The 12,497-nt window shown below is 58.5% G+C and carries 7 protein-coding genes; 4 read left to right on the forward strand and 3 right to left on the reverse strand.

Translation table 11 applies throughout. The annotated features are described in order from the left end of the window. Nucleotides 1–58 precede the first annotated feature (58 nt). On the forward strand, nucleotides 59–778 hold the full coding sequence (locus tag I6F24_RS20205) for a hypothetical protein (RefSeq protein ID WP_225129530.1): 720 nt from the start codon (nucleotides 59–61) through the stop codon (nucleotides 776–778). Nucleotides 779–1,197: 419 nt separating this feature from the next. Continuing rightward, a complete protein-coding gene (locus tag I6F24_RS20210) occupies nucleotides 1,198–2,544 on the forward strand; it encodes an IS5 family transposase (RefSeq protein WP_225129532.1) in 1,347 nt (448 codons plus the stop codon). Between the two features lie 7 nt (nucleotides 2,545–2,551). Here I6F24_RS20210 and I6F24_RS20215 read toward each other — a convergent pair whose 3' ends face one another. Next, nucleotides 2,552–4,120, reverse strand: a complete 1,569-nt coding sequence (locus I6F24_RS20215) for an NEL-type E3 ubiquitin ligase domain-containing protein (protein ID WP_225129640.1) — start codon at nucleotides 4,118–4,120, stop codon at nucleotides 2,552–2,554. A 924-nt stretch (nucleotides 4,121–5,044) separates the two neighbouring features. Then, a complete protein-coding gene (locus I6F24_RS20220; protein ID WP_225129534.1) occupies nucleotides 5,045–5,290 on the reverse strand; it encodes a hypothetical protein in 246 nt (81 codons plus the stop codon). A 3,893-nt stretch (nucleotides 5,291–9,183) separates the two neighbouring features. On the opposite strand from I6F24_RS20220, the gene I6F24_RS20225 reads away from it, so the two are divergent. Then, a complete protein-coding gene (locus I6F24_RS20225) occupies nucleotides 9,184–10,254 on the forward strand; it encodes a cytochrome-c peroxidase (protein ID WP_225129535.1) in 1,071 nt (356 codons plus the stop codon). A gap of 300 nt (nucleotides 10,255–10,554) precedes the next feature. Here the strand turns inward: I6F24_RS20225 and I6F24_RS20230 are convergent, their stop codons facing one another. Next, nucleotides 10,555–10,716: a hypothetical protein gene (locus tag I6F24_RS20230; RefSeq protein WP_225129537.1), complete on the reverse strand. Its 162-nt coding sequence runs from the start codon at nucleotides 10,714–10,716 to the stop codon at nucleotides 10,555–10,557. A gap of 711 nt (nucleotides 10,717–11,427) precedes the next feature. Between I6F24_RS20230 and I6F24_RS20235 the strand changes: the two genes are divergently transcribed. Continuing rightward, a complete protein-coding gene (locus I6F24_RS20235) occupies nucleotides 11,428–12,099 on the forward strand; it encodes an ATP-binding cassette domain-containing protein (protein WP_225129538.1) in 672 nt (223 codons plus the stop codon). The last annotated feature ends 398 nt before the right edge of the window (nucleotides 12,100–12,497 follow it).

Here is a 12,497-nt window from a genome sequence, read left to right on the forward strand (position 1 = left end):
CGCATATTCGGCGAGCTCAGGCCGGGCCCACGTACGAAACGAAATTGATCTGCTGGCTATGTTAGCGACCCCAATCTACATTATCTGCTCTCCTAGCCCGCAGGTCGGTAAAACCCTCATCGCTCGGGCGATGAGCGAGTTCTTGCTGCTGAAAAACGGCACAGCGCTGTCGTTTGATGTCAACTTGAAAGAGCCATCGTTGCTCGACTACCTCCCCAACATCACGGAAACCGCGGATGTGATCGACACTTACGGCAAGATGCAGCTGATGGACCCTCTTATCATCCACGATCGGGTACCCAAGGTGATTGATCTCGGATTTCACGCCTTCGACGAATTCTTCAAGATGTGCGAGGAGATTGGCTTCATGAAGGAGACGGCGCGCTGCTATGTCGCCCCTATCATCCTCTACGTCGCGGGCGCAGACCGTATCTCCTTTCGCGGTTATGAAATGCTGCGCCGGCGAATTCCGCCGGCGTCGCTGGTCACCGTCCACAATGAATTCGTGCTGCGCGGCGGATTACCTGATCCGATGGATGGCGAGCGGGTGATTCGGATTCCCGCACTTCCGCTGTTCCTCAAGAGATATATAGACCGTCTTGGCTTTTCCTTCACGGGATATCTGCGCAACGAGAAGGACTGGTCCACCGAGCTGCATCAATGGATCCGACGGAATTACAGCATGTTTCGCGATCTGGACTTGAGTGTGATGCTGCGAGGGTCCTATCGATCGCGGGGGACGGATATCGATAGCCTACGTTTCACAAGGACCACTTGAGATTTCGGTCTGCTCGCCATCTATTCGTCCGGCCTATGAGTGGTCGTTGACCAATGACTTCAATGGCGTTCGCAACGCGAACGCATGAATTGCGGTATACGACTCTTCGCTTGGATCGCGCATCTTTACCGTGATCGTCCGCACGGACCGCGCGACCGGTAATTGACGTCAGCTCATTCGCCGGATGCCGCAAGTAGACACGCCCGTCCTCGAAAGGATCGATGACTGTCTTGACCTTGTGAGCAGCTAGGCAGTCGTCCGTGAAGAGTGGCTCCGATTGAGCTAGAATCGCATTTGTCGTTGTGGACTGTTTTGCGTTTGCAGGGGTTTGATGCTTCGGGCGTCGGAACCTTGCAATTTCATTTTCGGGATTCCGTCGAATCGCCAACCATGATTCCGTCATCGCATCGGAGGTGGCGATGCGACCGAAGGAGCACAGGACGACGGGATCGGGCGATCTGTTCCGGGCCAGGCTGGACCAAATCATCAATATGAAGCACGAGCTGGTTCAGCTCGCCGGCAAGGTCGATTGGGACTGGATCGACGGCGAGATCGCGCCGCTCTATAGCGAGAATGGTCGGCCCGGGATCGCGAGCCGCTTCATGATCGGGCTGTTGCTGCTCAAGCACATTTACGGGCTGTCCGATGAGGGGGTGTGCGAGCGCTGGGTCCACGCCCCATATTTCCAGTACTTCACCGGCGAAGAGTTCTTCCAGCACGCATTCCCGCACGAGCGCTCGGACCTGAGCCACTGGCGCAAGCGGCTCGGCGACAAGCTGGAGCTGTTGCTGGCCGAGAGCTTGCGGGTGGCACACGAGGCCGGCGCGTTACGCAGCCAGGACATCAAGCGGGTCACAGTCGATACCACTGTGCAGCCGAAGGCGATCACCTTCCCGACCGATGCCAAGCTCTTGCACGCGGCGATCAAGGGGCTCAACCGTCTGGCGAGGAAGCACGGGGTCAAGCTGCGGCAGTCCTATCTGCGCATTGCCAAAACCGCGACAATGATGGCGGGACGCTACGGCCATGCCAAGCAATTCAAGCGGCATCAGCGGCAGTTGCGCATCCTGCGCAGCCGACTGGGCCGGATCATCCGCGATATCCGCCGCAAGATCGAAGGTCAGGCTGTGCTTGAGAACACGTTCGCCCTCCCGCTCAGCCGGGCCTCGCAGATCCGCTCGCAGCAGCAGCGCCAGCGCGGCTTCAAGCTTTATTCCTTCCACGCCCCGGAGATGGAGTGCATCGGCAAGGGCAAAGCAGCCGCGCCTTACGAGTTCGGCGTCAAAGCCTCCATCGTCACCAACAACCGCCGTTCTCCCGGGGGCCTGTTCGTGCTGCACGCCAGGGCGCTACCCGATAACCCGTACGACGGTCACACCTTGCGGGACGTCATCGACCGCACCGAGACACTCACCGGCTGCGCGATCGAGCGGGCCTATGTCGACAAGGGATACCGCGGCCACGACGCACAAAATCCCCGACGGATCTTCATCTCCGGCCAGAAGCGCGGCGTCTTCGGTGTCATCAAGCGCGAGCTGCGCCGCCGCTCCGCCATCGAACCCATCATCGGACACCTGAAGGCCGATGGTCACCTCGGCCGCTGCTACCTCAAAGGCCGCGCCGGCGATGCGGCTAACGTCATCCTCTCAGCCGTGGGCCACAACTTCCGCCGCATCCTCGCCTGGCTCAGAGAACTCTTGTGCCTCATCCTGCTCCAGCTATGGCGCACGTTCGGCTGTCGCGCCGCGCTCAATTCGCCTTCTTAACGGACGACTAGGCAGATCGACGGGCCCTTGCGTCGGAGGGCGCTCTTAGCTCAATGCCGAGTTTCCCGAGCACCTGGTGCATGACCGCGCTTTTGATCTCGCGGGCGATCTCGTTGCGTATCTGGGCACCGAGCACCCGCTCGGCATCGGCATCGCCTGTCAGACCATGCTCGGCCAGTCGCTCATCCAAGCGGGTTTGAAACTGTACGCCCATCGCGTCGACGAGGCGCTCCTGCATTTCAGCATAGTCTTCGGGTGCGATGCGCCTCACCACGCTTTCCCATGGTTGCCAGCGCGCTGCTAAATAGTCCGGAAATTCCGCGGCTTCCTGGTTCCGCACCGATGCCTCGGCCCTGGCCACATCGTCCTCGCTCACGTGAGAGACGTTCATGAAGCGCATGTCGGGAGCGATGTGCCGCAGCTCCAGCGCGTCCCGCAGCTGGGTCTGATAGGCAAGGTAGACCTCGATCTCATCGACGTCGGGATAGGCACGACGAAGCGAGTTGACCCTCTCGCGCGCGATTCCGTCCAGAGCTTCCAAGCGAAACATGACGCGGCCGTGCTGGAGCAGTTCGCCCAGTCGCCCATCATAGACGCCGTCCTCGACATCAGCGTTCAGGCGTGCAGTCTGCATGCCGTTCCAGGCCAAAGTAATGCGATCTTCGCAGCTCGCATTCGCTCCCGAAGCCAACTCGAAATACTCCTCGCGCAAATGCGGCCTGACGGCTGCCTGCCGCAAATCTTCGGCGACCGCTTGGCGGAACGCCTCGTTGCCATAGTTCACCGTGCCCCGGAGCCTGTCGAGGAAGCGTGCATAGTCCGCGGCCCCCGGTTCATGGGCGAAGTGCTGCCAAGTGGCCATTGCCGTGGGCTCGCCCTCGAGCCAGTCCGCGGCAACCTCTTGCAGGGACCGCGGCTGAACTTCCACCGGTCCATCCGCGGTTGAGAAGAAAACCTGAGGGCCGGCATAGTCTCCGGCATGCATCGCCGTTGCCAAGCCGGCCTGCACCCGCTCGGCGAGCGGATTATTCTCCAGATCAACGCTCGAGTCACTGCTTAGCTGCGTCAGCAGGGTCTCGGGTACGTTGGTCAGATAGTTGTTGCTGGCGCCGAGCCATATCAGCTGGGGCGGGACCGTCTCAGGCAGGCTGGTCAGCCGGTTGTGGCTGGCGCTGAGCCATTCGAGCTCGCCGGGAAGAGGTTCGGGCAGGTCCGTCAGCTGATTGTACTCGACGTTCAGACGCTGGAGCCCTGCTGGAAGCCCGGGCAGTTGGGTCAGGCGGTTACCGCGGGCGTCCAACTCCTGAAGCGTTGCTGGTAGGCGTTCGGGCAGGCTGTTGAGCTGATTGTCATCGACATTCAGGCGGCGCACCCCGGCCAGAATGGGCGCAGACAAGGCGGTCAGGGACAGAGACGACAGATCTAGCAGCTCGTTGATATCACCCGCGCGCCGCCAAGCCCTCGTTCGACTGACCGCCTGTTGCCGATCCTCATTTTGCCCCTGCCCGTCTTCGGCAGCCCAATCCGTCAACACCTCCTCCTGCCAGGCAGTGGCCTCGGCAGCGGACGCCTGCACGTCCGTCAAGGCCTCTCCCCATTGCGATGCGCCCGCAGAGCCCAGTTCGGAGCTTTCCGAATTGGAAGTTGCGGAAGGAGTACCAGGGCCGAGCTGTTCTGCATTCATCGATGTCGTCTTTTCGGTAGCAAAAATTAAGCGAACTCGCCGGGGCGGCGCATCTTAGAACCGGTAATCCCCAACCATGGATGGCGCTCCACCGGCTAACTGCAATGAGCTGCGATCACAGAGCGGGGCCGTCACGCACGACTGGCGCGAATACGCTGCTGCGACACCGAGGAACTGCAGACGGTGCAGCGAACCCGGGCGAAGTCTCGCCTCCTGGATCGGTTGATGTTGAGGTCCACCCTGGTCTCGCCTGCCAGATCTGTGCCCATTGAGCCGAGCCTGCAAGCGAGTAGCGACGTTCATGATACGAGAGCTAGCTGTCGATAAGCTGACGGACCGCGGAGCGACAAAATGGCGAATGGTCCCCATCAATTTCTCAACCTTAGGCTCAGCGCCCCGCAGGCGAATGAATTCGAGCTGGGCCGACTGATGCCGGGCGCCGGCACGCCGGCAGCGGCGCGCTTGCGCCGGCAACTTTGCTGTCGCTTGCGGCGAGGCGGCCCCACTTCTCCCCGCGTTCAAACGCTTGTGTTATAGCTGAGCTTAAAAGCTTGCAGCCCATCGCGCCTAACGCCGCTCGCCCTTGGCTACGAGACCCGCGCGCACTCAAATGCTAACAACACGGGCCCGTTAAATTCTCCGATGACGAGTTCCTTGCGTTTTTGACATCGGCCACGTGAACCGGCCATCCCCCTCGGCTTACCGTCGCAGACCTCGACAGGCAAGCGCCCATGAGACGCTCTTGATCCGTGCACGTTCGACTGAATGACCGGACGGCTGTATCTGCACTGATGCGACAGAGTTTATATGTCGAGCTCAGTGTAATCGAGCGGCGCCGCGATCAATGAACTTGAGCATCGACTGAGACTTGTTGATCTCGCATGAAACTCGTTTCAGTATACGTATTGCTATCTCCTCGGTCGCAATCAGCCCCACTCTCTCGCAGGCTACCCCAAAATGATGCATCACCTGCTCCTCGGAGGGTGCGATACGATTCTGCAACACGCTGGTCGTCAATGACGAGAGCATGTGCTCGACGACGTCATTCTCCGCCTGGCTCAAGACCTAGTCCTTCTGATTTTTTGTTCAGTTCCTTTGGCGACCACATCGCATAGAGTGTCGCTGCGACGGACAGTCATCTTCAACATCGCAGCTTCATGCCCGTTGAACTCTGCTTTCGAGAGATGGTCGTTTACCTCACCTGCTCGGACCGCTTATCCTCAGCACACGCGCACGGCTTCAGATTGCGTGAGTTGCACGATTCTGATAGCTCCACAGCGGCATTCCGCTCTTTTGGAGTGTGCCGACCGAATGATGGTACAAATATGGAAGGGGCCCTAATTCCGACCTTCCCAATCAGAACGCCGTCAAGATGCGACACTCGAGAAGCTATTCTCTGGCAAACGTCCTGGCCGGCCTAGCCTCCGGCCTTTCGGCTCAACGCATTGCATGTCGTGGCGTAGCCCACGATCTTCCGACGCGGATGCTTTCCTCGAAACTCCAGAAATCTAGATTGAAACTCAACCGCCGCCCCTTTCCGGAACATCGAAAGGTCGACGGTGCGCAGTTGCTTGTTGCGCGTGACCACCACTGTTGAGCATTTAACGATGTCGCCGGCGCAATCGATTTCGCCTAGCGCCCTCGTGAGGGTGGTTTGAAAGGACATAAGGCCTTCCGAGCTTTCACCGCAGCGTTCTGCGCGGCATCAGTGCTGCGGGTCATCGCCTCTGGCCGGAGTGACCGGCTATTCCGTTGGAGTATCTGCTTGCGAGCGCGGGCTGTTTAGCCAGCGCGCTTTCGCTGTTGCGTTAAAAGCGCCTACGGCTGTGGTCAACCATATTTCTGCTGCCTGCATCATTCCATCATTGCGATCTGGCGACTCCAACTGATCAGTGTAGGGGCAATGGCTGGCCCGGCGCCCCGTGTGACGACGGAAATGGCTTTCCTGGCCATCGCCCGCAAAACGAGAAAACTAGCAATCAGCAGGCCGTCCTCTCGGTCTCCATTTGCGTTGCGCCGTCAACGCATCAGCAAGCGGACAACCTGTCGCAACGTGAGATTCAAGCTAATAAATCGGTCTTCTGAGGCGTGCACAGCGGATGTCGATAGCAATGATTGTCTGTGGAATGCTCATTTGGCTCGACACTGCGTCCAGCCGACATTTTACCTTGGATCCAATCCCGGCGCGTGCGTTTCTTTGATTGGCTGGCGCGCGCCGTGGATCGCAGTCAGCCTGGCTCGCCTTCCTCAAAATCGCACCACCGCGGCTTTCCCATTATGTTGATGAGGTCCACCTCGGCCCATCGATGATTCATCGGGTAAGCGACTGCGAATGGCCGTAGCAGCGCGGGACCGACCACCATCGGAGCTCGCAATGAAGCCGCCATCGCCTTATGCCGCTTGGGCCGCTAGAGGTCGACATCGCTACGTTCGGGCTCGCGAGCTGCTGGCCTAAGTCAGGTCGCGCCCAGCGCCTGAACAGGCAACAAAGCCGTCAAACGCTTGCATATTCCGCTGCCATCGACCATGGGGACATGCGTTGTGTGTTACCAGCTCCTGCTTGAGCCGTCTGCGTGGCGGGCATGGGCTTAACTGCTCTCCGGTGTTGGCGCACCAATCAATGAGCGCTGGAATTGTGCAAGGCACACGACCGCGGCGCCGTGAAAACGCGAGGATCTGCCGCGATTTCTCGTCACACGCGCGGTGTAGGGTGATATTGATTGATAGAGTTGCATACATCCAACTGCTCGCCGCCTACCGCGAAGAACAGGCGGGAGGTCGCAAGTTCTCGGATCAACTATTCGGCAGGAATGCGGAGCCAAGGAATGGCCGCTCGGTGACGATAGATATGCTTGATACCCCAGGGACGAAGTGAACTAGATCTGTGATGACTTCAATTGATGATACATTAAGTGAGATCAGATGGCTGCGGAACGAAGTCTGGCGCTGCCGTCGATTCCTTAAAAGGGACCTACCTGACGCAGAGCGCAAGGCCGTTGAGAGGCGTCTGCTTGAACAGCTTTCTGCCTTTGAACGGCTCTTGTCGACGTCGTTTCCTTTGACTTTGAGCCCTAAAGTGTATTCGGCCAAGAGCACCACGATCGGACGAAGCGACTCCCCTGAAGCGCCCATCGAGAACCCCGCAATGGCATCAAGCGGTTCCTCCGGGAAGTCGATGGGCGGCTAAGAGGCTTCCTAGCTGTATCTGTACCTTGAGCCCGCCAGTCAAGACCAGGCTAATTCCCAGCTGAGAAATCTGAGGAAGACCGCTATTGAAGAAACATCCAACGCGAGGATACCGGCGATCTTTTGCCAGTTGTAGCCGATTTAGCCAGCTGCCGGAAAATACTTGGTTGCCGGGCACAACGCCATACCATGATGAGCAGCACGGATTTCTGCAAATGTCCGGCCGCAACCACTGCAGTTTACGCAGATTCCCCTTCCGACCAGTTAGGCCGATGGCAATCTCACGACGGCCTCAAAGTCAGCGAATGGCAGCAGCTCAGAATAAAGCGCAACTGCTGCAGTACGAAATCGAAGTTCGGAGCGCATTACAACCTCGTAACACGCGTGGGCGCACATCGATCGTTGATCGAGGCGAATCGATTCACAGAGCTCAGTGCCCCTGATAAATGAACTGCGGCTCGGCAGGCTGATGCTTCAGCCCGATCGACTTTCGGCCAAGGGCCAAACTCCGGCTCCCGTCAGTCTGGAACACCTAACTGTCGCTCGATTTCTGCGACTGCCGCTCGGACGCCTCACTCTCGATGGAGGACGACCGGAAGCCTGTTGAGACGCCGTCTCGGTCGGTCGTTTCTCTCCGCCGCGATTGGCATCCTGCGGCGGCATTCTCCGCGCAAGTTCTTGAAATTGTCCCTAAGACAAAACATGGCCACGTCCGCATCGCCACGCCCTGTAAAGCGGTTACAGAAGCGCATCACGTCCGGTCTGCAGGAGGTCAAGACTTCCTCGGCCCGCCGATCTCGCGCGCGAGCGTAGCCTGTGCACCACGCCGTTGCGATCGCGATCACGATCGCAATGAGGGCCGCTGCACAGCGATGCGCATTGGGAATCCAGCTCATTCGTCGCTCATGACCCACCAAATCTGTCTTAAGCCGCATATCGGTAACTATTACTCTTTCCTCAATCTGTTTACCGGCGCCTCGGCAGCCATGGTCGCGCTGTTGCGGGGCAGCCGCAATGATTACGGCCTCCCGAATCATCGTCCCGCCACGAATAACACGCTCGTTGCGAAGACACGGAGGTCCAACAGAGATCGGCTGTTTAGCATGTGCGGCGATGCTGGCTCCCAATATGGCGTTCTGCCTTCGCAAGGCCTACAACCTGACGCTACGGTCGATTCAAGCACTTTGAGCGTCGTCCGGCATGTGTGAATCGCTCTGAGACGGGCATGCCCTCATTGGGCGCAGCAGGACGAACTCCCGACAACTGCGCGCCGGACCGGCTGCCTCCGGGGTAGGAACGTTACCGATGCTGGTGGATGACGCTTAGCTTAGTGAAGCGGTTGAAGCCGCAAAGGGCACGCATCGAGACGATCAGTAACAAACTGCGTCGACGCAGCTCCTTTTGTTCGCGATCCGATTTGCAGAGTCAAAAGAGTTCGGTAGATGGGTTTTCCGAGAAGCACAGAGGTTTGGACCGACAGGCCAGGATACCTTGCCTGGTGGTGATTGTCGCAACTGCCACGTACCGTCCATGACAGCCTCATGCGGCCTGCTGCTATTCACGGTGCGCAATTGCTTGAAACCGGCTCAGCAGCTTCGACCTTGAGCCCCGCTGGCACACCGGTTGCTAGTAACACCGGCAGAACGTCAGCCTTGGTGCGGCCTAGCCGGAACACGGAAGACACCATTCGACGTTGACTGCTACAGGTCTTTCTGGGACCGAGGGCTATGTTCGCGAATCCACGATCTAGGAGAAAAGCGAGACTTCACATGAGGAGATTAGCGGTACGCGAGTTTTCCAGGGTCGGCAGGTTAAGTGTTATGGCCTCAGCCATTCTGGTTTCGCCAGCAGCAGGCGCCAATGAGGATTTGATGAGCGCCGCCAAGCGCATTTTCAAGCCGATTCCCTCAACCGTTCCAGCGGTGAAGGACAATCCTATTACCCATGAAAAGGTCACACTTGGCAAATCCTTGTTTTTCGATCCGAGGCGATCGGCGAGCGGGGTTATTAGCTGCAACACGTGTCATAACCTTGGGACGGGCGGGGTAGATGCCGGCCCGACGTCGATTGGTCATCGCTGGCAGCTGGGGTCACGTCGTGCGCCAACAGTCTATAACGCAGTCTTCAACGTGGCGCAGTTCTGGGATGGACGCGCGGCGGATCTTAAGGCGCAGGCCGCGGGCCCTGTCCAGGCCAGCATCGAAATGAATGCGACGCCCGATCGCGTGCTCAGAACATTGAATTCAATGACCGATTATGTCGCTATGTTCAGCAAGGCTTTTCCCAACGATGCGACGCCAATTACGTTTGAAAATTTCGCCAAGGCCATCGAGGCTTTCGAGGCGACCTTGATTACTCCCGCCGCCCCATTCGATCAGTACCTCGAGGGCGATGAATATGCTCTCACTGATCAGCAGAAAGCTGGGCTAAAGCTATTCATCGCAAAGGGATGCTCCTCTTGCCACAACGGAATCAACGTCGGTGGACAAGAATACTTCCCGTTCGGCATGATTGAAAAGCCCGCCGAAAGGCTGCTTCCGAGGGAGGACAAGGGTCGCTTTGCCATCACCAAGGATCTCGGGGACGAATATGTTTTCCGCTCCGCGCCGTTGCGGAACGTCGCGTTGCGCCCTCCTTACTTCCATTCCGGTCAGGTTTGGAGTCTTAAGCAAGCGGTTGGCGTGATGAGTGAGGTTCAGCTTGGCGCAAAGCTCAGTGATGAAGAATCTGACGAGATTGTAGCGTTTCTGAATTCGCTCACCGGGCAGCTGCCAAAGATCGATTACCCGATGCTGCCAACGCGGACCATTGCAACCCCAAAACCTTGCCTAGACAAATAAGCCTTCACGATAGCGACACGCGGCGTTGTGATTAGCGAGGAAGATACCGCTGCCGCAGCGAAATCAGGCGATATCGCGGTCCAAGCTGGAGCATTTAGCAGGCTGCAATTGCGAGCCTCGAGTCCCAACGGTTCGTCGCTGACGCAAGAATTCCTTCGGAGCCTGTAAAAGTATCCAACTTGGGCAGCTCAATCCTGGGTCACCTCGCGTTGCAACAAAGGCCCGCGCGCCTGAGATGCGCCCGCGACCGGTGCGGCCAGGAAGACGTTCTCCCGTAGCTCGCGGGCACAGCATCTCATCTCACATCAGCCCTTTTTCCCAAGCGCCCCGCTGCCGACTTTCACCTCCGCGCACACCGGAAGGTGCGCCAAATCGGGTGACATGGACTTGTGCATCATTGACGAGTTTTACGGCCGCATGTTCGCCAAAGCACCATCTCCAATGCAAGAGGCGATCGATCATCCTCAGCTTCCACTTCGTAGCTCCTGCATGTGCGGTTGGTGACGCGAGCGTCCAAAGCCCTACAATGACATGCGGCGATTTACGCCGAGTGGAGCCCGATACAAAGCCTCCTTCACCGCTAGACGCGCAGATATTCATTGAAGCGGCACGCGGATTGCTGGGCAGGGATCAACCAGTCGCGACGGCGGAGCCGGAGTTCCAATGAGGCTTATCCGATTCATCCAGATCGATCTAGCTTTGATGCTGCTCGCACCCGAGAATGCAGGGGCCACGACTATGGCGACCGGCGCAAACTTCAAATCGGCTAGCAACGCTGTGGGAGGCTTGATGCGGATTTCTGATCCCGAGCCAGTATTCAGCTCTGGCGCGAGCCGACATCTTTACCGTCAAACCTCTCAAGCCGGGCCATTTGGACATTCAGCAGAAGCCCTCGGCTTTGCCAAGCAGGCTGAGAACGTCGCGTTGCTAGGTGTCTCATTGGCAAGCGCAACCGGGCAGCGTCCGATTGTCACAATCCTCGCGGCTGGGAGATGAAGACGCCTCTGGTCTTAACACCGTTCTGCAGTTCGCCGCCGCACCTTATGCCCTCACCCGAGTAGAGACGCCGTGCTGGAGCGGCACGGACTGGATTTTCGGAGGCATGGTCATGATCTCCATTGCAGTGATTGTGCTCGTGTCTTGGATGGGAAGATACAGCACCGGCGCAGGTTCATGAGAGAAGCAAAAGCGGGCTATATAGAGGTTACGTTCAACGGCTCTCTCGCAAACATTCCGCTAGATGCGCAATTCAGCGTACCAGCCAAAGGCGTCACAGCGACTTTTGGTCCGCCCGGGTGCGGCAAGACCACACTCGCGCGCTGCATCGCGGGCGTGCAGCGTCTGCCGAACGCATTTTGTGCGGTCGATGGAGAGATTTGGCAGGATGAGACGACATTTCGACCGCCTCATCTGCGTCCCGTCGCATATGTATTCCAGCTACCAACTCTTTTCTCTCATTGGTCTGTACGGCGCACCCTTCTACATAACGCGTCAAAATCGACACCGACACTGATCGATTTTGATGGTGTGGTCGAATTACTCGCCTTGGCGCCACTGCTCGAGCGTTCGCCATCGCATCTTTCCGCGGCCGAGCGACAGCGACTTGCGCTTGGCGGCGCGTTGTTAGGCCAGCCTAGGCTGCATTTGCTGGACGATCCACTCGTTGTGCTCGACCGCTCCGCCAAATGCGAGATCCTACCATTTCTCGAGCGCCTGCGGGAACAGCTCCCACTGCCGATGATCTACATCAGCCATGACATCGCTGATATCGAGCGTTTTGCCGATCATCTTGTCATGATGAAAGATGGCGTCATGACTGCGGCAGGGCCGCTCCATGTCGTTTAGAGCGAACCGGCGCTTGCCAGGCGCCGCGACGCGGCAGTCTGTCTTGATACCGTGGTCGGCGGCTACGGACGCTATGGGCTGATCATGCTCCGCCTAGAGGGGGCACGCCTTCTGATACCTGGAGTGCCGCTTAGACCGGGCGCGCAGCTGCGGCTCCGCATCGCAGCCGGCGACGTCAGCATTGCGTGTGAGCGCCCGCGTGCAAGCTCTATCCTCAACGTATTTCCGGCACGCACAAAGCCTCTCTGCCGTTCGACGAGGCAGAGGTCACCTTCTTCTGACTGTTGAAATTGGCCGTTCTGGCGTAGCTCTTGGCGCGCATCACGCGCCGGTCCTTTGATGCGCTACGGCTCAGCGATGGAGCGGACGTATTCGCCGAGGTCGCTCGCGCCGTTCCG

The organism is Bradyrhizobium sp. BRP23, assembly GCF_020194135.1.
GTDB lineage: Bacteria > Pseudomonadota > Alphaproteobacteria > Rhizobiales > Xanthobacteraceae > Bradyrhizobium > Bradyrhizobium yuanmingense.